General features: G+C 42.5%; 19 protein-coding genes. 10 read left to right on the top strand and 9 right to left on the bottom strand.

The window, feature by feature from the left end; all coding sequences use genetic code 11:
* Positions 1 to 215: 215 nt before the first annotated feature.
* The 4 genes from Q0852_RS11075 (at position 216) to Q0852_RS11090 (ending at position 4,823) form a co-directional block, all read left to right on the top strand.
* Entirely contained in the window at positions 216 to 1,535 is a 1,320-nt protein-coding gene (locus tag Q0852_RS11075; protein ID WP_299018084.1) for an ADP-ribosylglycohydrolase family protein, read from the top strand.
* Positions 1,532 to 2,575: a metallophosphoesterase gene (locus Q0852_RS11080; protein WP_299018085.1), complete on the top strand. Its 1,044-nt coding sequence runs from the start codon at positions 1,532 to 1,534 to the stop codon at positions 2,573 to 2,575. The genes Q0852_RS11075 and Q0852_RS11080 overlap by 4 nt, the downstream gene beginning before the upstream one ends.
* Positions 2,576 to 2,621: 46 nt before the next feature.
* A complete protein-coding gene (locus Q0852_RS11085) occupies positions 2,622 to 2,927 on the top strand; it encodes a hypothetical protein (protein ID WP_299018086.1) in 306 nt (101 codons plus the stop codon).
* 1,089 nt (positions 2,928 to 4,016) lie between these two features.
* Positions 4,017 to 4,823, top strand: a complete 807-nt coding sequence (locus Q0852_RS11090; RefSeq protein WP_299018087.1) for a hypothetical protein — start codon at positions 4,017 to 4,019, stop codon at positions 4,821 to 4,823.
* A 522-nt stretch (positions 4,824 to 5,345) separates the two neighbouring features.
* Here Q0852_RS11090 and Q0852_RS11095 read toward each other — a convergent pair.
* The 4 genes from Q0852_RS11095 to Q0852_RS11110 form a co-directional block, all read right to left on the bottom strand.
* Positions 5,346 to 8,327: a tyrosine-type recombinase/integrase gene (locus Q0852_RS11095; protein ID WP_299018088.1), complete on the bottom strand. Its 2,982-nt coding sequence runs from the start codon at positions 8,325 to 8,327 to the stop codon at positions 5,346 to 5,348.
* Entirely contained in the window at positions 8,321 to 10,558 is a 2,238-nt protein-coding gene (locus Q0852_RS11100) for an integrase (protein WP_299018089.1), read from the bottom strand. The genes Q0852_RS11095 and Q0852_RS11100 overlap by 7 nt, the downstream gene beginning before the upstream one ends.
* Entirely contained in the window at positions 10,551 to 11,129 is a 579-nt protein-coding gene (locus Q0852_RS11105; protein ID WP_299018090.1) for a hypothetical protein, read from the bottom strand. Before Q0852_RS11105 ends, Q0852_RS11100 begins: the two co-directional genes overlap by 8 nt.
* A gap of 417 nt (positions 11,130 to 11,546) precedes the next feature.
* On the bottom strand, positions 11,547 to 11,756 hold the full coding sequence (locus tag Q0852_RS11110) for a helix-turn-helix transcriptional regulator (RefSeq protein WP_299018108.1): 210 nt from the start codon (positions 11,754 to 11,756) through the stop codon (positions 11,547 to 11,549).
* A 97-nt stretch (positions 11,757 to 11,853) separates the two neighbouring features.
* Here Q0852_RS11110 and Q0852_RS11115 point away from each other — a divergent pair, with 97 nt between their 5' ends.
* From Q0852_RS11115 to Q0852_RS11140, 6 genes are all read left to right on the top strand, one after another.
* On the top strand, positions 11,854 to 12,420 hold the full coding sequence (locus Q0852_RS11115; protein ID WP_299018091.1) for a hypothetical protein: 567 nt from the start codon (positions 11,854 to 11,856) through the stop codon (positions 12,418 to 12,420).
* A 95-nt stretch (positions 12,421 to 12,515) separates the two neighbouring features.
* The gene (locus tag Q0852_RS11120) at positions 12,516 to 13,025 is read left to right on the top strand and encodes a hypothetical protein (RefSeq protein WP_299018092.1); all 510 of its coding nucleotides are present in this window, start codon (positions 12,516 to 12,518) and stop codon (positions 13,023 to 13,025) included.
* Between the two features lie 553 nt (positions 13,026 to 13,578).
* Complete coding sequence (locus Q0852_RS11125) at positions 13,579 to 16,926, top strand: glycosyltransferase (protein ID WP_299018093.1); 3,348 nt, start codon at positions 13,579 to 13,581, stop codon at positions 16,924 to 16,926.
* A 2-nt stretch (positions 16,927 to 16,928) separates the two neighbouring features.
* Positions 16,929 to 17,987, top strand: a complete 1,059-nt coding sequence (gene ribA, locus Q0852_RS11130; RefSeq protein ID WP_299018094.1) for a GTP cyclohydrolase II RibA — start codon at positions 16,929 to 16,931, stop codon at positions 17,985 to 17,987.
* Positions 17,988 to 18,019: 32 nt separating this feature from the next.
* A complete protein-coding gene (locus Q0852_RS11135) occupies positions 18,020 to 19,411 on the top strand; it encodes an asparagine synthase-related protein (protein ID WP_299018095.1) in 1,392 nt (463 codons plus the stop codon).
* On the top strand, positions 19,408 to 20,106 hold the full coding sequence (locus Q0852_RS11140) for a hypothetical protein (RefSeq protein ID WP_299018096.1): 699 nt from the start codon (positions 19,408 to 19,410) through the stop codon (positions 20,104 to 20,106). Before Q0852_RS11135 ends, Q0852_RS11140 begins: the two co-directional genes overlap by 4 nt.
* 364 nt (positions 20,107 to 20,470) lie before the next feature.
* Here Q0852_RS11140 and Q0852_RS11145 read toward each other — a convergent pair whose 3' ends face one another.
* The 5 genes from Q0852_RS11145 to Q0852_RS11165 form a co-directional block, all read right to left on the bottom strand.
* Complete coding sequence (locus Q0852_RS11145; RefSeq protein WP_299018097.1) at positions 20,471 to 21,154, bottom strand: hypothetical protein; 684 nt, start codon at positions 21,152 to 21,154, stop codon at positions 20,471 to 20,473.
* The gene (locus tag Q0852_RS11150; protein ID WP_299018098.1) at positions 21,132 to 21,848 is read right to left on the bottom strand and encodes a hypothetical protein; all 717 of its coding nucleotides are present in this window, start codon (positions 21,846 to 21,848) and stop codon (positions 21,132 to 21,134) included. The genes Q0852_RS11145 and Q0852_RS11150 overlap by 23 nt, the downstream gene beginning before the upstream one ends.
* A 377-nt stretch (positions 21,849 to 22,225) precedes the next feature.
* Positions 22,226 to 22,672, bottom strand: coding sequence for an ABC-three component system middle component 2 (locus Q0852_RS11155; RefSeq protein WP_299018099.1), 447 nt, complete (start codon positions 22,670 to 22,672; stop codon positions 22,226 to 22,228).
* Positions 22,669 to 22,944 (bottom strand): ABC-three component system protein, encoded by a 276-nt coding sequence (locus tag Q0852_RS11160; RefSeq protein ID WP_299018100.1) that lies wholly within the window; start codon positions 22,942 to 22,944, stop codon positions 22,669 to 22,671. The genes Q0852_RS11155 and Q0852_RS11160 overlap by 4 nt, the downstream gene beginning before the upstream one ends.
* Positions 22,938 to 23,018: IS1 family transposase (locus Q0852_RS11165; RefSeq protein WP_299018109.1), on the bottom strand; the 81-nt coding region annotated here is incomplete at its 5' end. The genes Q0852_RS11165 and Q0852_RS11160, both read right to left, overlap by 7 nt.

Raw genomic sequence — 23,018 nt, forward strand, 5'->3', positions numbered from 1 at the left:
ATCAAAGAGCGTTTATTGTGGCCGTGAGTGGTAATCTCGGTAACTGTTGTGCAGGGCAAGAGCATGAAAATCACAAAGTAACAGGAATTCAAGCTGTTACAGGCTAGGGCCGGAATAACCCTAATAGCGTAACATATTGATTCTCTACGTGATTTCATTCTTCGTGCGTTTGCCCTGAACTGTTGTGCTGGTGAACGTTTAGCAAGGAAACTATATTGACCGAATATAACCAAGAGCGCATCGATGCGTTCATCCCCCGCGCAAAAGGCGCACTTCTTGGTCTTGCTCTTGGAGATGCCCTGGGCACGACGCTTGAATTTAAACCCAAAGATAGCTACAGCCCAATTACCGATATGGTAGGTGGTGGTCCTTTTCAGTTAGAGGCGGGCCAGTGGACAGATGACACCTCAATGGCATTGTGCTTAGCTGACAGCTTGCTTGCGGTTGGCGAACACCATGCGCAGGATCAGATTGTTCGCTATCTCCAGTGGCGTGATTTGGGTATCAACTCCGTAACGAGGCGTTGCTTCGATATCGGCAATACCGTCTCCGACGCGTTGGATAGATATGTCACAACCGGTAACCCCAATGCAGGCAGTAGCGGTCCAAATTCTGCGGGCAATGGTAGCTTAATGCGTTTGGCGCCTGTCTCTATTTTCTTTGCCCCTGTAAAACATGTTGAGCTGGCTACCGTACTTGAAAGAGCAAAAGCGAGTTCGGTTGTTACCCATGCCGAGCGGCGTGCGATAGAAGGCTGCCAAATAATGGCCTGGTTGCTTTATCAGGTATTTGACGGGGTGAACTGCAAATCCTCATTATTCGAAAAACTTTCATGTGCTTTCTCTGATTTAAGTGAGGATATGTCGCGTATTACTACGGGGAGCTTTTTGACTAAAACACGGGATCAAATCCGTGGTACCGGCTTCGTGGTCGATTCGCTGGAAGCGGCATTATGGTGTTTTGCCAATAGCGAGAACTTTGAGCAAGGCGCTTTGCTCGCAGCAAGCCTTGGGGATGATGCTGACACAACCACAGCCATCTACGGCCAGTTAGCCGGCGCATTTTATGGGGTTGAACAGCTACCGCTTCACTGGCTGGAGAAACTGGCATGGCGCGAAAAAATGGAGCTGACAGCAGAGATGCTGGCAATAATACCGCCAATCTCGCAGCTAAGCGGCTTTTTTGCAAAAATGGAACAACAGGTTAGACACCATTGTCAGGGTGTTTCACCAGAATCAAGCTTGGGTCTTTCGTCAGAACTTTATGAAGACTTTTATCGCGCTAACCTGATCCTCAGGTATTACTATTCTGAAGATAAGCCTATTTTGTTTGATACCGAACCTTGTGAGTCAAACCTATCAATATCTCAGTTCGATTACACGATGTGCTTGCGTTATATCACTGTCGCAATAAGAAGTGACCGGTTCTGCGAAGGGCTGTTGGATGAGCTTGAGGAAAAGGGGGATATCCTTGCGTGGTGCCAGCGTATCTTGCAACTCCGCCAACAATACTCTTTAGAGGTAGATGAATATTGAAAGATATTAATACATTGAATGGCCAGGTAGATACATTATTTTTTATTGGCGATGTTCACGGGCAGAATAACAAGCTTGAGCTGTTATTGGCTGAAGCTGACTTTGATATTGGCGATATTGAGAACAGCAGCTATCGTTCAAGCCGATTGGTTTTCCTTGGAGATTTGATTGATAACAAGCCCGCTCAAGGCGCTGATCATATCTCTACGTTAGATCATGTTAAGTCACTCGTTGAGCAGGGTTTGGCTTATTGTGTAATGGGTAACCATGAATTTAATGCAATCGGTTGGAGCATACAAAAGCAAGACGGCAGTAGCTGCCGTTGCCACGATAAACCCGGGAACATAAAACAACACCAACTGTTCCTGGAGCAAGTTGGCAAAAACAGCGATGAGCATATCAAGTGGGTGCAATGGTTTAAGGCACTGCCATTGTTCCTTGATTTTGACACGGTACGATGCATTCATGCTTGCTGGGATCAAGATGCTATCGACAGGCTGAAAACCTACCTTAATCCGGATAATTCCTTAAAAGAAGGGTACTGGCTTGATGTTTTTAATCCAGAGCATGAGCTGTATTCCCTTTGTGAGATGTTGCTAAAAGGCCCTGAATTGGCTCTTCCAGATGGGCATTTCTTTTATGATAAGAATGGAGTCCAAAGACAAGAGCTTCGCATGGCCTGGTGGAAGTCTGATGCTGTGACCTATCGTGATATTGGTATTGTGCAGCAAAGCGAGCGAGAACGTATCCCAGAGATCCCTTTGCCAAAGCAACAGCAAGCTAAAGTAATAGATGTGCCGGTAATCGTGGGCCATTATACTTTGCATTCACCGCCAGAAAGACTGCCAACACCGTTAAGTTCTAAAGTGGTGTGCGTGGACTATAACGCTGCCAGCAAAGAGGGCAAGCTGGTGGGCTACTGGATGGAACTGTATTCAAGTGACGAAGACGAAGCTGCTCGTGTAACCGAACGCCAGTTCTGTTATCAAGATGCGCCAATGATTGAGAGTTATATTGATGAAGGTGTTTGTGAGTTGTAGGCCATGAACTTATTCAGTGCTGGAGAACTTTGAACGAGGTGTCAGTGTGAGCACAAAGAAAAAGGCCAATAAGGCATTATTGAAAGAAATTAACGATAGAGATAGGCCACTTCGAGAACTGCATCTGGAGTTGTTTCCAGAGGAGTATGACGAGGTATACGATAGCGTTGTTGAGTATCGAGCCCGAGCTCGCGGTGAAAACCCAATGAATGAGGAGTATCAACGTAAGATAAATTTGCGCCGTCTTGAAATGGGAGTAGAACCATATGGTGGTTCCGTTGGTGTAGAAAATGTTGAAGGGCTTATCTCCAGCTGGGATTATTGCCGCAGGGTTCTATATCAGGAAAATTAGTGCGGTGGAATGATAACAATAAGGTCGGCGCCATTGGTTCCGGCACTGATGAAATCATACAAATTGATTTATAGGGGGCCTGCAATACGCCAGTTCTCGATATGGAGCCTAAGGTTTATCTACACAGTGATTCTTAATTAACTGTAACTCCCTGATGAAGTAATTTACAGGCATTATCCCCCTGTTGTATCTCGTTTTTTGTTGGAGCTACATACAAACTGTATGAGCATGGCTCTATGTTTGACGAAAAGTTACCAAGCAATGTTCGTAAGCTTACGACTTACAATCTACTCGTTATGATTACTACGCTTACCTCAAATGATTGGCGGGGGTGGGTTAAAAATCACCCTTTATTAATTGAAGTGCAATTGAAAGGAAAGCTGGCCGTATACCTGTAGAGTGTCATTGCTACTAGGCTTGTTTGGTAGAATATTACTTTTAATCAATCGATTACGTGACAGCTATCGTTGGTGGCACAAGCCGTTTGGGATAGGTTATGCGAAGATTGATACTTGATCACCAGTTCTTAAATGTCCTATCACGTTGTATTGTCTCAATCTTGATTTACTATCGAGTACACTGCCATTCCCCCCTGGCTACTGGTATGTATGGTGGAGTCATTTAAGCTATAACCTCAAATCAGCGTTTATGACCACATTTACGAAAGGGGCACATCAACCTTGCAAACGTGTACGGTTAGCTGAGTTGCAAAAACTGCTATCGCAATATAAGTGGACAATTGAGCAGGGACGCCTAGTGAATGAATTATGGCCTACTGAGGCAAAGCAAAGTAAGAAAATCGCTTAGTTTTTGTTTCGCATTACTGCGTTCGTAAGCTTACAAAGTAACTCCTACTTATTATTATTTTACTTGCCTCAATTGGTTGGGGGATAAGTTAAAATCATGCTTTCAATTGCAAAACAGAGCTTAGATGGAAGCATTTCAGGGTTTGGTTGATAGGGGACAGGCTGAATCAAAAGACAGGAATGTGACCGGAAGATCAACTTTGGCACATCAAGCGTTCATTCCCACTTCGTTAGTTTTGATGTAGCCTTGAGTTTAAAAAGTCAAACAAGCTGAGGGACCGAGATGAAGATAAACCTCAAGGACTATTGTTGTCAGGGAGTAGACCGGGAAGTCGAAACTGTAACGATCACCCATGAACAGTTGAGCATTCCAGTTGAGGGAACATCATGCAAGACGTTGGTGTTTTCTCCTCTGGGAAACCGACCCAGCCATCCCATCATTGCGTTGATTGGGGTCACACCGGGTTCACAGGCAGATCTTTTTCGTCGCCTTCTCCAGTCCGGTAAAAGTCCTGATGAAGCAGCACATATAGCTGCTTTTTCTTCTGGGCAGGATGAAATTAAGGCGATTCTTCGGGCGCATGGTTTTGCCGAACGCTTAGGGCTTGATCTGGATGCTTACCCTTCGCTTAACGATAACCCCAATATCCTTACGACCTCAGTTATGAAATGCAGTATTCAGGATTCTGGCGATTACCGATTTGCTTCACCCGACCTGATAAAGCTAGCTCCGGCCCGTCACTGTGCTCGCAAGCGGTTGCTCCCTGACTTGAAAGCTCACACTCAGACTTTGCGTGCTGCTGTGGTGTTTGGTGACGATGCTTGGGCTATGATGCAGCAAATGATGATTGGTGAATCAACCTTGGGCCAGACTATCGAGGAGTTAGGAATAAAGCTTTTTCACATGCCACACTTTAGTACTTGTACGCAGCGCCGAGATATTTATAAACAACCAGCCAATATGGTGGACGCCTTCATTGAGCAAAAGGCATTGCAAGGGAAGTTAAGCTTCCCGCGTTACAGACCAAAAGCGGACGCAATGAGGGCAGCTGTATGTGATGCGCTTGATTCTATTTGTTCCTCGCCATAGGTAAAATGTTTTTCTTAACAAAAGCTATTGGGCATTAGCAGGGTAACAATAGGCTCGGCCTGACATATAGAAAAAGCTGTCATTGTCGGCGTACGTTTTTGTACATCGACGACGGCACTTATATGACAATGTAACCTTTAGTGATATTTGAAATTAGAGCTTTTAGGTTTAGCTCTGTTTAGATATTCCCAGGGTGTCATCCAGTGAGTAATGTGGTCACTTTTCTTTATACTGGCGGGTTCTTCTAGTCAATCCACTCATTCTTCACCAACATTACTTCCATTTTTTTGCCAGCGTCGTCGTGCTGAGATTCGTCGATAACGTCAGGGTAGATATCGGGTTATTAGATCCTGCTGGTAAATCCTACCTATATAAAGGAGGGGATAGTAGTGGTTCATAATCGCTCCGCGTGAATTGAAATTTTAAAAAGCAGTACAAATAACCCTTGGTATCATAAAAAGAGGTATATGATTGCCATGTAGAGAAATTGTAAACAAAACCGAAAATGGTTCGATTTTAGACTTACAATTTCAACATCATAATCCCCATCATATGAATCAGGTAAATCAGCAGGTGCGATGAGTGCTTGCTATGACCTGTTTTCTCAGTGACTTTCTTTTCATCAGGACTGATTAGCTCAAGCCGTACGGCTCCTATGCCGGCTTTGCTGTGTGGAGACGACTTCTTCCCTTGACGTTGTTTGATTCCTTGAAGGGCTTTTTCCCATTCCTCACGTATCATACTATTGCCGTGATACAGGGTGATGGCTCGCCAAGATGACTTGGGAACCATGAAATGGAAGGTTTTAATGAATTGGGCTAGGACATCTGGGTTATTGAAATAGATGCCTGATTTGCTTTCACTGGTGTGATTTAAGGCATAGAGAAGCATCTCTGTGATTTCTGCCTTTTGGCTGCGGTAGTTATGCCGAAGCTTTGCAATGGCTCTGTTGACGAGCTTGTTTTCTGCTGCAGATTTCAGCTTACCCGGTAGTAATCGGTGCTCACGGGCTTCTGAGAAATGACGGGATCGCTGTTTACCTGTTTTCGTTTTCAGTGATTTGATGTAGTGGGCGTTTGCTAACCACTTGTCGATAGTCTCTTGCTCGATGCGGTATTTGTAGGCTATCTCTTGGATACTTATCCCGTTTTCATACTGCTCCAGTACCTGATAACAAACAGGGATGCTGATTATTTTTGTGTCTGCTCCGGTGTCTACTTGAGTGGGTGTTATGCCGTCTTTCACTATTGTCTGGACAGGTGCAACTTTTAATTTCTTGATGAGGTAGGGGAGCAAGTCATTAGGTAGGTGCCGGTGGTGCCGTCTCGATGACAGCCCTAGTTGAACGGCTTGCTTTTGACTGAGGCTGTATATTGCTTTGTTGATCTTGGTGGCGGCTATCCAGTCGGAAAAATGTAAGTAGTGGGAAAACGTCATTTCCGGAGATTCATGGCCAGCAAAAGCGGCGAGGGAGTAGTATCCATTTTGCAGTGACTTGCCTGTGATGGTATAGCGGACTTTGTGGCGTTGCTGTTTGTTGTAGGGAACGATATTAGGAATATCATTAAGTTCATCATCAAGTTCCAGCAGAAGGTGTAACCGGCTGAAGCAGCTATGCCTTAGGTGGTGAAAGACCAGATAAGATAGTCCGGAGAGTTCTTTGAGTGTTTCACTGACAAAGTTCGATACCAGGAATGTGTCGAAAGGCTGATTGATACTCTGGCCAAAAGTGAAGACCAGGTTACCCATAGATGTGCGTGCGGTCATCTTTGATTGTAAGTGTTTACTGACTATCTGCTTTTCATGTTCAAGTAACAGAGGAAAAAGCGGCACCTTTCTTAGGCTACTGGCCGTTTTGTTATCACCGAACCGGTTTTCCCGAATATCCATCCAGCCGGTCGCGGAAGCTTCGATGTGTTTGAGCTGGAGCTTTTTCAGCTCATTCAGCCTAAGGCCGCATCGATAGGAAAGGATACATAGAGCCTGCAGGCATATTTTCTCGGCATTATTTAAATCAATCAATTGCTGGATGTTGTTAAGTAGGGCAGAGAACAGTCCCTCATCGATAAATCCAGAGCGGGTGTGCTGTTGACCAGCATCGACATGAAAATAGCCGCTGGTGAGTTCCGGAAAGCTGTAGTTCTGGACAGCAAAGCCATGCAAATCCTTTAGCCGCATAGCGAAGTACTTCTGGGACTTAGCGGATTTATGGCTAAAGACCAGGTTCTTGTAAAGTTGATCGATCTCTTCTGATGATAATCTTGAAAGTTCGCACTCCTGTCCAATATACAGCCATTTCCTGGTGAGGTTTGCATTGTATTGTCTGAGGGTTGATGTGGTACATGACCATGTTTTATAGATAAACCAATGGATGAGTACCGACTCTGCTTCTGATAGCTCGATGTTTGCGGCTAACTCTTCAAGGTTATCTCGTAAGCGGTTAGGCGAGAGCTTTTGATTTGGATTATTATCTGCAAGGCATTGCTTTATCAGTGCAGGCATACCGTTTGTTCGTCCTTTAGACGAAGTGACCAGACTTTTGCGTTCTATCGTGATGTCTTTTTTGAACTGATAGAAGTGGTTGTTTAATGCCTGATTTACCTTTGGCTTAATAATTCGCGGGAGATTGCTTGGGGGGAGTGCGTAGGACTTTGTTCGCCCAATTCGGTACTCCACAAGCGCTTCACTGAGTTCGACACCGTCGAAGGTTTCACAGGTGTATATTGCGGCCTTGCAGAAATCTGCCAGTGATGTGGGCAAGTGTGCTGGTGGCGTGATACCGACACATAGGGTTTTAAATAGCTCTTTTGAATTTTTTGGTGGTATCCAGTCTGTTTTATTCGTTGCTATCCATAACCTGATCAGCCCCAAAGTAACCGGATGAAAGTAACAATGGTATAGAGTCTTCGCTTCGTCATTCACATAACAATTAGTGTTGAGTTTGCTGTCCTCCAATGTGAGTGTGGCAAAGACATGGTTTTGCCAATGCTGAAGCTTGATAGGGCCTTGTATTAGCTCATGACAAAATGCAGTGATGACATATGCCGAGCACTGGCCGCTATGAAAAATCAAGGACAGTATCATTGATTGATAGATATCGGTGGGGTCATGCAGCTTTTTACTAAGCAGGCCGTTATTGAACCACTCTTCATAGAAGCTATGAACCGCCCAGGCAGCCTTGAGCCACGGCAAAGTTCTTAACTGTGTAGGCTCTTTATGTGTGACAAGAAAGGTGGGGGGAGAAACTTTCCAGCGGAATTGTTCCCGGTAGCGCTTAACCGTTCTTATTGCAGTATTAAAGGCCTGGCGGTAGTCGCTCTGGGTGCCAAATGTTTTTTCTAATTCACTGATAAATTTAAGCCAGCTGTTTTCGAACAATTCGGGGGTAGGTTGATTTCTGGGGTTTGGGAAGTACTTGTCCAGCAGTTGCAGAGTATGTCGTTTGACATTTTCGATAGTTTTTAGTCGATTGGATTCTCGCGCCTCGATACCGATACTTACCATATGTTTCCCTCTATACCGATTTCAATCAGGTGGTTATTTATCTCTTGGCTAATTTTTCTCATTTGCTTTCTGTCTAGGTGGCTGAATTGATTGAAAGCATGCTTTCCCGTGCCCTGGTGTCCCATCCAGGCTGAAATCAACTCTGACGGGATACCTTTCTCGAGTAATAATGAGCGGATATGATGTCGAGGCCAGTTAGGCTGCAGGGGGAAAATGGGATCAACCAATGCGATGAAGGCTGAGGGAATGGTTTCCTGGATTTGGTCTTTTTCTCGGTAAAAGAAAAGATGCTCCTGACTGTTGAGGACGGAATGGTATCTGAAGCTGATAGTTTGGTTTGCACTGCCATAGTGTATGGCGGTTTGTTCAACGTATGTTAAGTACCGCTCTAATACTTCCAGAGCGGTTTTGGGGAGTATTATGACTCGGCTGCAATCGCCGGTACTTTTCTCTTTGTCTGAAATCCAGCATTCGCCCGTCGCTAAATGAAAGTGCTCTAACTTACCGAACCACCCAGTCACCGGACGGTAACCACAGGCAAGTCCCATTATTAATTGGGTATATAGGGTCACCAGGTTGTGGCATTCCTCAGAAAACTTCAAAGATGGATTGTGCAATGACTGTTTAATCTGCTTATTGAGGTGACTAAACAGTGAGTTGAGGATGTTTGTTTGGATGTGTAGTGGTGAGCCGATAAGCATATTATCCTGGGCTGCTACATCGTTCAAAATGCCCAATTCTGGCTTTTGGCTAACAGAGGCAATGAACTTGATATAGCGCTGATAGGTATGAAGGATGCTTGAGTAAGGCAGTTGAGTATAGAACAGGGCAGGAACAGCCCTGATATCTGTGCCACAGATGATTTCAATGATTACAGGATCAATTTCTTCTTGTGATAGTTTTTGTTTGAGGTGGCCGCTGATTTTGGTGAGTGTGATATGGGTATGGTGTTTTCGGTTGATGGCCTGTAGGTAGGCTTTTATCTCCTTTTCCCCAACATCAGGAAATCGAAAGCTGTTTCTCCCTTGCGTAAGCAGTTTGGAAAGGGGGAGTGACAGATTATCTGAGACCTTTTCTATGATGGGGTGTAATTCTGTTCTGAGTTTGTGGGTGGGCAGATTGTGCTTCCGTTTAAAGCCACAGACTGACTTGTGAGTAGATCGCTGAACCTTTGTTTTTCTAACTTGCTCAACTGTGTTACCCATTAAAAGCATCAGCATGAGTAGCTTTGCTTTACCCTCTTCATTGGCATCGCCAACCTCAATGGTTTTGAGACAGGCCTGTATTAGACATGCAACTTCAAAGTTGGTGAACGTGTAAATATCGCACGGAAGATGCATATTCTTCTTTCTGATACGTGCCTGAATAGCACGGGCTTTCATGACTTCCAGGCTGTAGTCTTTGTTGATGCTGGATGGGCTAGTAACGATAGTTAGACTACGGCTATCGTTTCCTAAACCGTCTTCATCTTGCCAGATTTCATTTTTCCTGGGGCCGAAATGAAGTTGCTTAATTTCGATGAGGGAATCTCCCTCGTCATTCAAGTATTGTCTTGGACTGACAGTTAATGTACCCGCTTGTAGGAACTGTTTGGTGGTAACGGATCTCGTATATCCTTCGGACCATTGAAAGCTGGCTTGGTATGGTCGGTGATAGTGCTCAAGTTGATTGATAATACGGGTTGACTGAATGGGGGACTTTTCTCTATCTGTCAGTTGGGTAAATTGTTTAACAAGCTCGGGGAAAGAGTACTTATTAATGTCTGGAAGATAACCTGCCATTGCTTCTCTTTGGCCATTGGCAAAGAGCCGTACTTCATCACAGATTGCTTTGACTTTAGCGTCATGTTTACCCATGAAGCTTAATCGAGTAATGCTGAGTAATGTTAAAGCTTTGTATTGGTCAAATTTGGCTCTGTCGTAAGAAGTACGAAGTAAGGTTGATGCCGCAAAAGCAGGGATATATTTAACGCCTAATTGCCGGCTGTCAGCTATTTTGTGTAGGACTAATTCTGGAGAAAGTGATGTTGGTTGTTTTCTGTCCAGGGATTCATTTAGCAGAAAGGATAGCTCGCCAAAATGATTACTGTGATGCGATGCTAATAGGTTACATAGACGAATGACTTCTTCAGCTATAGCTGCATTTTCATAAGCAGAGAATGGAAATAGTTTCTTAAAGAAAGCATCAATATTTCTAGCTTTGAATCTTTCTTCAATCTCTTTCCTATTCATCAGTACCCTCCTTGATCAGCATATCAAAAATGGATGGTGGAGATTGTGGCTCGCAATTATTGGTATCTGATTCTCGACTTTTTTGCCGTGCTAATCCGCTGCGTGATAGTGATGTCCACCTGGCTAATTGAGGCTGACTAATTTTATTCTTACTACTCAAAAGTTGAACAAGTTCATTGGGGGCGAACTGGTTAAAATGTCTTCTAAAGGATTCGATTTGCTGAGGCTGTAACGATGATAGGAGAGTCCGTGTAACGTTAACCCATACGCGCAATTGAATATCATCGTCCGTTATATCTCGGTGAGCAATAATTATACACTTTTCAAAATTTGTATTTGATAAGTCAAAACCGAAATATTCAAATCCTGAAAACAGCAGCACTTTCCCTCTTTCTTGCTCTACCGCATGGAGTGTTGAGTATTGGTTCAGTGTTCGTAATACGTCGATAGTGAACAGTGTTTTATCGAAGAGGAATGCCTGGTTATTAAAGAAATCAAACGCTGATTTTGCAGCCGGGTGAACGCTGATTGATAACTTTTTCTTGTCTCGGTCAGGTATGATCTTGGCCATAATCGCACATCCTTAGTGCTAAAAATGTACATTCAGTATACGAAACTAGGTGACCATTTTTGTGATAAATCCGCAATAACTGGCTTTTTATGGGGTTTTATGGATGTATCGGTTTGATAAATAACTTATTGAATAATATGGGGTTGACGCTTAATGTCGATCTTAAGTCACGGGTGGGTATAATCCTTCCAAGCTGATGATGCGGGTTCGATTCCCGCTGCCCGCTCCAAGAATTCTTTAGGAAAAGCCCACACTTAGGTGTGGGCTTTTCTGTATGCGGTAAAAATACGGTAAGTTTTGAAACATCCCGCGTTATCAGGAAATTAAACAAAACCTTTAAAAATAGTAAGTTATTTCAAAAAAAGCAAAGTAACCTAACAACACATAACATTGACTGCGTTGGTCTGCTACTAACTACTAAGGTAGTAAATCTGATGGTGCGCACTCAAGCGCCTTTGCTAACTGGTAAAGCTTCTCAAGTGTTACATTGACCTTTCCCCTTTCGATCCGTCCCATATAACTTCTATCAATACCTGTAATAAATGCTAGGTGCTCCTGGGAAATGCCTTTTTCTTTACGAATCTTCCGAACTAACAAACCAAATTCAATTGCAAGATCTTTGTTCATCAATAACTTATCAAGTTGCAAACATAACACTGACTATCTCAACTTGATGTATAGATGACCACGGACTATAATCCTCTTTTTTGTTAATAATATCAATATGTTTACGCATAAACCCGAAATTACAGTTCGTAATGAGTTTTACCAAGCTTTGAAAGGAGTCGACTCGTTCACAATTCTCGATTTAACGCAGAGTTATCTGCAGCAGCTTAATGTTCCTGTAAATCGACAAACTGCAAAAGCATATGTTGCACGAAAAGTAAGGCTGTTAGTTGAAAATAACCTTCTCACGATTTCTCATAAAGGCAAATTTGGCCGATTTATCTACCAAAAAGTAAATGATATGCATGAGTCAATTTGGATATTAAAGTATGCAGATGGAAGCAGTACAAAATTGACTCGCACTGACAAATTGCCATTTTGGATGCGTGATAAAAGCACAGAGCTAGATCTCGAAATGCTCTTACTCGAGTGTGAGAACACTTTTCAAGATTTAGAAGAAGAACTGATAGCATATGAGGGCTTGTGTACTCAAAATCCAGCAATATCAAGTACTCTCTCGCTATTTAAAAGTGAGCACGATAAAAAACTTGCTACTTTATCGACTAAAATTAATGCTCTTAAAGCTGCTATAGAATATGTAAAAAAGAACAATGGTCATTGTTAGCCGTATTCTTGCCATTATCTACTCCCGTAGGTTGTTGAGCTAAGATACTTAATGGTTACGAAAGCTTAGTTCTTTATAATGAGGAATCAAGATCAATGCATTTAGACAACCTGAAATTATTACAACATAAGCTTCAAGAGAAGAAAGCGGCCTTCATCGCTGACCACGATTTTCTACTGACTAATGAGCTATCGTCTTATTGTGCAGATATCACATCCCTTATCCAGCTCAATCAAATTCTATGCATGGAAGTAAATGGTATGAGGCAGTTCCCGACTTTTCAGTTTACTGATGAAGGTGTTGTTCATGAAGTGCTTAAATTATGCTTGCCGCGTTTATTGAATTCAGGTAGAAGCGCTTGGGACATCTGTTTCTGGCTCTATCAAGAATTAAGCGTAACACTCAGACGTACGGATCCTGACGCTGCAAGATTAAAAGACGTTTCATTCGAGGAGATGCTTGAGCTAGGCAAGCAAGCGAAAGAGCAGACAGAGCGATATATAGGACGACCGATTGATGCAGTTAGAAAAGGAAACGACGAAGTCTTTTTAGCTTGCGTTGAGCATCTGTTGAACCCTGATTATCGTGAAATACCTAAGTTATAGAGTAGTGTGTGGTCATCTTGCACATGTCGAAGTGGTAAAGCTAATTTGGTCACTTAGTTAGAGGTAACTTTTGATACTTTTACTAATTTGACTTCTATCGAATTAAGTCGAAATTTTAACGAAGTTTGTCTAGTACCAAGTCAATGAGTCATAGCTGACTCATGATTGTCCCTCACAAGTAATTGAAAGCTTTGTTTACTGCACGTTTTAATTTCAAGCTATTAAGCGCAATCGCTTATTTTTGAAGCGCTGGTGCTGCCTATTGTGATCCGGACACTTTAGGAATTGTTTTGTGGCAAATCAGCGTATCGGTGGTAGCAATGAGAACTGGAAAAAGACGAGTGGTTACTACTACAGGATGATATCAGAAATCGTAATCTTGGATAAAAAACGAGCATCTTTATGCTCAACCTAGTGCTTAGCTCGTCAATATGAACTCAATTCTTGACAAGTATTCGAGTTATATTAATGATCTGCCGATCATTAAAACTTTAAAGCTAGCTAGGTCATTATCAAAGGTGTAACTAGTTGTTCAGTAGTAACGGAGTAAGGTTTGAACGTCCCGCAAGTAGCAGTAATTATTGCGACCAAAAATAGACCCAATCTATTAAAACAACGAGCACTAAACTCGGTATTAAAACAGACCAGGTTACCGAACTTCCTTATCGTAGTAGACGACTCTTCAGAACAAACTCAGCAAAAAAATAGGTTAATTGTCGAATCCCTTCCATCGAGTGACTACCATATTCAATATTTGATAAATCAGCGAACGCATGGTGCTAGTGGATCGTGGAATACGGCAATAGATTACCTGAGCAGCCAGCATAGAAAGGGACATGATTCGCTGTTTCTAGCATTCCTAGATGACGATGATGAATGGCATCCTAACTATTTAGAAAGCAGCTTAGTGGCAGTAAGCTCAAACCATTGCAATATGGTGGCTGCGGGATTCTTCCGCTATGAAAGTACTGACCAGCGGCCTATCGAGTGCTTACCACCTAAGTCATTAAATGAAGATCTATTCTTACGGGGCAATCCGGGTATTCAAGGTTCTAACCTGTTCTTATCACTCGATACAATGCTGATGGCCGGCGGTTTTGATGAGCATCTACCAAGCTGCACTGATCGTGATTTGTGCATACGTCTCTGTGAATTAGAAGTGATCCGCTACTACAGCATAAATGAACCACTGTTAAATCACTATGCAGACAGTGATCGCCAACGGCTTAGCACACCAAACTCACCAGCTAAGAAAAAAGGTTTGGCAGCGTTTTGGCAGAAGTATCATGGGCGCATGAGTAACGCGCAGCGTGAAGCATTTCTTAATCGTGCGCAGAGCCTGTTTAACTGGAAACCAGAAACATCATCGGAAATAGCATCAAAGCCGGCAATTCAAATTGCGTTAACACTTGGCATTGAGTTAGGAAGCATTTCGTTTAGTAAGTTAAGCCAAGCCATCGAGCGAATTCACCAAGTAGGGCAACAGCATCTAGTTGGCTTTAACCTAGTCTTAACTGCAACTCAAGATTTGGACTTGAACGATTTGAGCGCGTTTCTTGAATTTGTGAGGCAACAGGGAATCACTTGCTACAATTTATGCGCTCAACAAACATGTATTGAAACGGCTACTGCTTTTGTAGCCAAAGAGAACATTGGCCATAGCGCATGGGTATTAAGAGGTTGGCAACCTGAAGGGCAACCATACGGTAAAAATGAAAACGTTATTTCAGCACTATTGACAGAGTTAGGTGCTCGTCAGCTGTGCGACGACAGCCTTAATGAGCAGTTCCAAAAGCAGCAAACAGAACTAGTTCAGAAAATAACACAGTGCCGCACTGACGAAGCCCGTGCTCGTATCAATAAGCTATTTTGTATCGACACCGACGATCTACAACTGCTTGGTATTGGCTCTGAAGCCATTGTAATGACTGACGGTAAACGCGTTTTTAAGTGTATTGATTACTGGAAAACGCGTATACCTGCTGAGCAAATTAAGTTTTTACAGCAGGACAGTTCACAATGGCGTGATCTGCCTAGTTTATATGCCCTCGATGAAGTCATTTCCGATGGCAAAACCTTAGTGCTCACTTACCCCTATGAGGTGAGCATCCCTTACCAAGGTGGCCACTGCGAACAAGTGATTAACTTACTTCATAGTTGCAGTAAAGCGGGTATTGTATGTAATAACATTCATCCGAAAAACTTGATCAAAACCCAGAATGAAGTGAAGTTGATTGATTATGGCTCGGGTATTCGGCCATGGAATGAGTTGGGTTTTGAACACATGGCGCGGCGCGCTTATCTAACTATTCATCATGCGGATCATCCATGTCTTAAGTTCTTAATGCGTCAATCGCTGCATACCACAAATATGCCGGAGATGGAGGGCTATCAAGCGTTTCGCCAACGATTAACCGGTATTGACTGTAACCTGAAGCAAGCACAGCAAGTCAGGTTGCCCCTGGCTCCGCTAGCAGAGCTGTCAGCACCTTTTGCATTAACTATCGGCGTGATTACAGGGGACGCACATAAATTATTACCATTGCTTAACAGCATTGCCGAACTTGCGCAGTGTGGTTTTTTATCTGAGGTAAGCACCATTGTTTTGTGCAACGGTTGCTCGGCTAGCTCTTTGAAAGCAGTTTTGGGGCATAGCAAGCGCCCACTCGGCAATGTGCGAATAATTACCGAAGCACAACAAGTAGAAGACTCCGAAAGTGGCTTATTTGGTTCAGGCTTAGCTAACCGCCAGAGGGGGCAGGTGGGCATCGCACATGCACGCAGTATGCTGCAAAAGTACGTTGGGTTAAAATGCGAAGCGAACCCGGATAGCATTGCTTGGATTCTTGATGATGACATGCGCCTAGATGCGCGTGCAAAGCAGTACCTTCCTTGGTTACCAAGATTTAAACAAGAGGGTATTGATGTTGTGATTGGGCAATATGAAGGTTCCTCACCCAATCCTCCTTTAAATGGCCTACGTGGTCAGCTGGTAGACCTGCTGCATAACTTACGTTGGCTAGATACACTATCAAGCAATATTGAACTGCCTGACCGCAGCGACGAAAACACAATACTTCGAAATAAGTACCCCGATTATTACTACGACTTATCGCGTAAACATTCGGCCCATGTTGAAGTTCCATTTTGGCTTGAACCCGCTTACAAAGGTGAAACTGTAGCGGAAGCCCGTGCACGTTTGTTTGCTTATGCGCCATTGTTGGTCACGGGCTTTCCGCTTACTCGTAGTATAATCCCGGCATGCTCTGCAGACCCACTGATGGCAATGAAAGACACTGTCAATCGTGGTGGCAATACTTTTGTACTAAATCCTAAGGCGTTAACACAAACACCCAACCTAATTCCTAAAATTAATGGCCGTGAAGCGCGCCGTTCAGATATGGTTTGGGCAATAGTTAATAAGCATCACCATGGGCTAAGTATTAAAAGTGCACCTTTTCCTGTGCAACACACCGGCCGCGTGCAAAACGAGAAAATTCTGGACTTGGAGAAGGTACAGGATGAGATCATGGGATCAGCACTGTATGCTGGTCTGCAAGAATTTTTGCTTACAAAAGAACAGCATAATCTGGTTTTTACTCCAGCTGAAATTACCAACGTTTGGAAAGCTACTAGATTAGCACGCAACACTCGTCTTGCACGTTTAAAACACAGCTTTTATCGAATTAATGGCTTGGCACAAGCATTATCCAAGTTTCCAGAACTCACGGAGCTGTGTGAATACCTTACTCGCTCCTTTAACCCTGCCATGATTGAGAAACTAGAAGCTCAGGTTAAGCAAATGAACGAGCACCATATTTGTGAGTTTTTAAATCAAATAGTGCCGCAGAGTACTAGCTTTGCAAATGCACACCAGAAAACTGTTGAGACAATAGAATAAAAATGCCTTATAAAAATTACTGTGAACTACCTACACCACATGGCACATTCAGAATGTATGACACCGGCAACGAATTGCTACGAGTGGTCACCTTTGGCGATATTAATAAGCTAGGAAGTAAGCCAATGGTGCGATTGCATTCTTCATGCTTGGCTTCAGAAGTATTCGAAGCGCGCGACTGTGACTGCGCAGACCAATTGCGCGAAGCCATGAAATCTATGGCACACGACGGAAGCGGTATAATTTTTCATTTGCATCAAGAAGGGCGTGGTCAAGGCCTGTCGAAGAAGATTCAAGCAGTATATAAAATGCAGGCTGAGGCACTAGATACCGCTGAATCATTCCAAGCTATGGGCTTAGAACAAGACATTCGCGACTACACGCCAGCTATCAAAGTGCTAAAAAAAATGGCAATAGAACAAGTGCGTCTAGTGTCAAACAACCCGCGAAAACGACGTGCACTGGAACAAGCTGGTATCGCAGTAGAAGTTGTTAATACTCACCCACAAGTGCGCCCCGAAAATGCAGACTACTTACAGAGTAAGAATGACAAACTGGGACACTGCCTGCCCTTGGGCCTTGAACATGATAATACCAGCCCAATCCACTTTTATCATTCCGACCAAACGTGGGGAGAGTTTTCCAACTTTTCGCAACATGCTGTTTATCTTCATGGCAAAATTTGGCGTACAACAGAGCACTTTTACCAAGCACAAAAGTTTAGTGAACCCGTACTACAAGAGCGAGTTCGTTCTGCTGCGAGCCCGATGTTAGCTAAACAAATTGCTGATCAACTGGAATCACAGCACCTCCAAGCTAACTGGCACAACGTAAAAGAAAAGGTTATGTGGCAAGCACTTGCAGCCAAGTTTACCCAGCACCCTGATCTCAAAGAGTTATTATTATCTACACAGCAACGTAACATAGCCGAACATACATGTAATGACAGCTACTGGGGCGACGCAGGGGATGGTACTGGATTAAACCGACTAGGCGAGTTGTTAGTGCAATTGCGCGGCCAGTTACGGGATAACAAAGAACCACAACTATGTGCGGAATAGCGTTACTCTATGGCGACACTGCGGAGCAAAGCATGTCTGCCACTCTAGCTCGGCTTTCTCATCGTGGGCCAGATGACCAGCACTGCTGGGTAAGCAATCAATTAGCTATAGGTTTTGTTCGTTTGGCGATCAATGATGAAAGTATCGCTGGTCGTCAACCATACAAAGCTGGCGATTTGATTGGGGCATTTAATGGCGAAATCTACAATGCTGATGAACTTGTTAAACACCACAACCTAATGCTAAATAGCCAATGTGATACACATGTTATTGCACCGCTATTTACCAAATTAGGTAGCCAGGTACTGGCAGAGTTAGACGGATTTTACTCAGGCCTCATCTACCAACCTGGTACGCATACTCTTTACTTATTGCGCGACCATATGGGCAAAAAGCCGCTATTTTATGGCCGCGACGGCAATAACCTATTTGTTGTAAGCGAACTTAAAGCGTTGCAAAACATTGAATGGTTCGAGCAAGTACCACTGGGTATTAGTCAGCTAGATTTAACCACAGGAAAGCTAACACAAATAGCAGTACATCAACCACCAGCCAACACTACGCCCAGTCTGGCTGTGGCGATGGAACAAGCGGTTATTAAGCGCTTGCCAAAACAGCCGTTTGGTGTTTTTCTGAGTGGTGGCTTGGATAGCTCGATTATTGCGACATTAGCTAATCAGCACCGCCAGGACATCACTTATTTTGTTCTTGGCGATCCTGATAGTTCTGATGTCGCGATGGTTAATAGACTCGTTAAGCACCTAGGGTTAAAACAAGTTCACTACATTCCATTGCCAACGGAGCAAGAGTTACCCGCATTGATTGCCAAAGTGCTTTACACAACTGAGAGCTACAACCCATCGATCATAAGCAACGGCTTGGCGACTTATTTATTAGCAGAGGCAGCACATAAGGAAGGGTTGAAGGTAGTACTAACTGGCGAGGGAGCGGACGAGCTATTTGCTGGGTACCATGAGCAGCTATCAGAACAAGAATGGCAATCAACCCGTACAAACCTAATAACCGACATGCGCTTTACCGAGCTTCGTCGGTTAGATAAATGCAGCATGGCGCATAGTATTGAAGTTCGATGTCCATTTTTAGATCGTGCGGTTAAGTATATTGCTGATACTTTGGAGCACAAAAAGTTCTATTTGGCAGGCCGTAACAAGGTGGCACTTAGGAATACCTTTGGACACTTATTGCCTACCGAAATCGCTAATCGCAAAAAAACTTCATTTGATGTAGGTAGCGGCATACGCAAGTTGGTGGTGACCTATTTAACCCGAAACGGCAATATGGAAATAGTCGAGCTTAAGAAAATTTGGCAACAGACATTTACCCACGATGCTGACAATACTTACTTTTTTAGCTACCCAACGTTTGATGCCGCTATTGCTAAACGTGGGGAGACTCACAGATGACAGTACAATTAGCCCAACAAATATTGCTTGATAAATTCAAGCATGAACCATTTCATAACCTTTTCCTACTCAACAATGTGCTACCCACCACAACGGCATATGGAGGCACTTGCTCAGACAAAACTCTGAGCTACTTAGAGGCAGCTAAAGCTGCAGGACTTGATGCACACTTGCACTCTGCTCGCATTGGCGGGCAAGAGATCCACCGGTTGGTAAGGCTTGAAATTGGCAACCAGCGCTACTTTGCTGATATTGGCAATGGCTGGCCATCTATTCAACTCTTTCCAGCTGCAACCCCTATTGTGTATGAGTGCTACGGAATGCGCTATAGGACTGAAATAGAAAACGGTGTGATCACGGTTTACCACCTCAAACGTGGTGTCGAAAAGCAACAAATGGAAATAGATATTGCAGCAAAACCAGAAGCCGAAATCCGCCAAGGTATAGCGAACCGCTTTTCGACCAACATAACCTACCCATTTAGCAACCAGTTGCGATTCTCAATGGTTGTTGGCCAGCGATTTTTATTTATTCGCGATACACGGTTAGAGATATACAGTAGCAGCGGCTACGAAGAAGTACCTAACATCAGTATAAGTGACCTACTAAATGTGGTAACGAAATACTTTGACTATGATATTAAGCCACTTGATTCTCACATTGGTTATACAAAGGCCATTTGTGTTAAAGAGTGAACTGAATAATTTTCATGTCATCTGCTAGCTTCTCCAGAAGTAACCGCTAGCACACCAAACGTGGGTTGCAATCTCTGGTGCATCGCAATACAAGGGGGTATCCGAAATGTAATCTCTTCCTGCGGTGTAACACAGTTTGTCCATCGACGTGTCAGCTAGTTTTAGCTGACACGAATCTGCCCACTTTATTAGATAGATTAAATACTCATTCACATTCTGTTAATGCGATTTTCCCCTAATAAAAGCTATCCATATTATGATGGCGCTCTTTGTTAATCCTCGTTATGTATCACGGGGGTAAATTCAACGCAGTTTCAGCGTTTGTAGAACATCAGGGTTTAGCTCTTGGCGATGCATATAATCATCACACTTGAAAAAAACCATAGCGACCGTCATTCTTTTTTCTTGTAAATCTTATATACTTCATTTTGTCGATCAATGACGTGTCAGGCTCTCTGTTTTCAAAGACAATAATTTGCTTATCTAGATAGGAATCACATAGGTCGCTATAAAACGAGTAAATTACATCTTCAGAGACCTCATCTTCTGGGTCAATTTCATCGCCCGCATCTCTGTCAGCGTCTTTAAATGTTGTTATCGGAGAGTCTAATACTACAAATTTAGGATGTCGTTCCGCCATCGCCTCCATCAACCCAATGATATAAGCAGAACAGCTTATTGCTCGATAACCCTTACCAAAATCTATTCTTGGGCTATCACCAATAACCAAGTCTCGTGTAGCTTTGTCGTATGTAGTAGGTTTGTAGTCAGGAAAGCCCCAACGATTAAGGATGGCCTCGACTTTTTTTGAGAACGTGATTTGCTCATCTGAATATTCAGATTGGGAATACTCAACATCCAAGTCTTTGTTTTTTAGTGTTAACGAGCTTATCTCATCAGTAATTCTAGATTTCTCGTTAATCTTATGTTCGATATTATATAGTTCTCTTTGATTCTTAATAATATCTGCATGTGTTTCATTAAACTCTGAAATATCGAATGTTAAAGTGGAGGTTTTTGTTTTACTATCGATGTTTCCTATTTCCAACTTTAACTCTTTTAAATTCTCTTCGTTGTTTTTTTATACTGCTTTCAATATCGAAAATTGCGCCTTTAAGATCTTCAATTTTGGAATCCACTTTATTTATTTCAGCGAATGTGCTATCTAACACCGATAACATTTTCTCGGTGTCAAACTCTTTGTCCTCCGATATACTTTGCTCACATGTTGGGCATGAAACGTAACTATAGTTTTGAAATTGCCTAGTAGATTCACTAATAGCCATCAACCTATCTTTATCAGAGTTGTATTTTACAGTTAACAGTTCAAAACGAGACTTTAGTACTTTATCTTCTCTAATCTGGTTTGATACGATATCAATATCCTTTAACACCTTTTCCTTTAAATCAATTAGTGTCTTGCTAGAAGAAAAATAACTTGTAAACTTATCATTTATTTGGGAATACTTTCTTTCTAAGCCAGCTATTCCTTTTGATAATTCATCTTTTTGACTCATCAATATATCCGTATCATACGAATAAATCGTGTCCACTATGCCTTGTAATTCATCAATCTTCGCATTGTTTTTCTTGAATTCTTTAATCTTTGGAACCAGTTTTTTTACTTCTTTATCATCTAAGTTTGTAAGCAACGTTCTCAAAAAAGAAGCTTCAAGTGTTCTCTCGCCATTGTCACCACTTCCAAGGGGAGAATGCTCACCTACTATTCTTGCTTCATCCATAATTAACACTTGCTCTAGAACCCGCAAGCTCATTGACGAATTAGTCAGTTTTTCCTTACCTTTCAGTAATAACTTATCGTTAAGCCCAAACTTTCTTAATAGATAGTTGGATAGATTGCTAAAACCGTTTGCGTGTTTAATTTTCAATTCTTCGGTTGTAGTTACACCTTTTTTATCTATTTCTTCAATAGTAACTTTTTTTCCATCTATTAGATTACGAGTTATTACCGTTAAATGTCCTTTATCTTCTAGTGTTAACTTTACATCTGTATACCCTTTGGACTGCTTAATTTTTTTAGGTTTATTCGTTGCACCAAAAGCATACTTTAAACTCTAAATACGCAGTTGGTTTATCTTCACCCAACAGTTCAATCTTATTAATAATCATCGCTGACCCTAACGCAGTTGATGTTGCTGTCATACTTTAACTTTAATTCAACAAAGTTATCTTCCATCCAAATTAAATTTGACCAAGCCAATTTGTAGTAATTTGATTTCAAGCAAGAGACAAACTCATGAGTTAGGTCGTTAGCTTCATAAACTATACCGTCACTATCATATACTTTATCAATCAGGCCACGACTAATAAATAAGTCTAACGATTCATGTAACGTAGCTCTCTTATGAGGAAGTTCAGCCAAGTAATTTGGAACAACTGGATGTAAGTTATTCGGCCCCTCAAATTCTTCCGAGTATATAAGCACAAAGTCTAGAAACGCTAATTCATCTAGGTCTAATTTTTTGCCTTCGAGACAATTCAATATCATTGCTACCCTAGAACCAATCTCAATCGGAGTATTATATATCATTGTGGAGTTTTTCATTTTTTAACCCATCGAATCATTTGATCGTTTACTAAGTGATGACACAAACCTTTTTTGTCTTGAGTTTTTATATAGTGAACTAACGGATGAGACGTATAGTTTATATTAACGGCGGCTTCTGACGTTTTTAAGTATTTTTCATAGCCATCACTATGATTCTGCTTAAATGTTGGCGATATAGCTTCATAACACTCCTCTTTAAGATCTTCAAATCCATCTGGTAACCAATCTCGCGAAAATTTGGTCATGACGCCAACTTGTTGAACTAGCATCTGTAGAACTCACGCTCAATGAATGTGCCTATCACTTTGTCGTGCATTTCTTCAGATTTAGAGAAACCAATGGT

The organism is uncultured Photobacterium sp. (genome assembly GCF_947502415.1).
GTDB lineage: Bacteria > Pseudomonadota > Gammaproteobacteria > Enterobacterales > Vibrionaceae > Photobacterium.

What these genes read in the sequence shown, in the direction of transcription:
- Q0852_RS11100 (WP_299018089.1), bottom strand. Translation starts at nt 10,558, where the DNA reads ATGAATAGGAAAGAGATTGAAGAAAGATTCAAAGCTAGAAATATTGAT.
- Q0852_RS11090 (WP_299018087.1), top strand. Translation starts at nt 4,017, where the DNA reads ATGAAGATAAACCTCAAGGACTATTGTTGTCAGGGAGTAGACCGGGAA.
- Q0852_RS11115 (WP_299018091.1), top strand. Translation starts at nt 11,854, where the DNA reads ATGTTTACGCATAAACCCGAAATTACAGTTCGTAATGAGTTTTACCAA.
- Q0852_RS11140 (WP_299018096.1), top strand. Translation starts at nt 19,408, where the DNA reads ATGACAGTACAATTAGCCCAACAAATATTGCTTGATAAATTCAAGCAT.
- Q0852_RS11120 (WP_299018092.1), top strand. Translation starts at nt 12,516, where the DNA reads ATGCATTTAGACAACCTGAAATTATTACAACATAAGCTTCAAGAGAAG.
- Q0852_RS11110 (WP_299018108.1), bottom strand. Translation starts at nt 11,756, where the DNA reads ATGAACAAAGATCTTGCAATTGAATTTGGTTTGTTAGTTCGGAAGATT.
- Q0852_RS11095 (WP_299018088.1), bottom strand. Translation starts at nt 8,327, where the DNA reads ATGGTAAGTATCGGTATCGAGGCGCGAGAATCCAATCGACTAAAAACT.
- Q0852_RS11160 (WP_299018100.1), bottom strand. Translation starts at nt 22,944, where the DNA reads ATGCTAGTTCAACAAGTTGGCGTCATGACCAAATTTTCGCGAGATTGG.
- Q0852_RS11155 (WP_299018099.1), bottom strand. Translation starts at nt 22,672, where the DNA reads ATGAAAAACTCCACAATGATATATAATACTCCGATTGAGATTGGTTCT.
- Q0852_RS11105 (WP_299018090.1), bottom strand. Translation starts at nt 11,129, where the DNA reads ATGGCCAAGATCATACCTGACCGAGACAAGAAAAAGTTATCAATCAGC.
- Q0852_RS11150 (WP_299018098.1), bottom strand. Translation starts at nt 21,848, where the DNA reads ATGGATGAAGCAAGAATAGTAGGTGAGCATTCTCCCCTTGGAAGTGGT.
- ribA (WP_299018094.1), top strand. Translation starts at nt 16,929, where the DNA reads ATGCCTTATAAAAATTACTGTGAACTACCTACACCACATGGCACATTC.
- Q0852_RS11135 (WP_299018095.1), top strand. Translation starts at nt 18,020, where the DNA reads ATGTCTGCCACTCTAGCTCGGCTTTCTCATCGTGGGCCAGATGACCAG.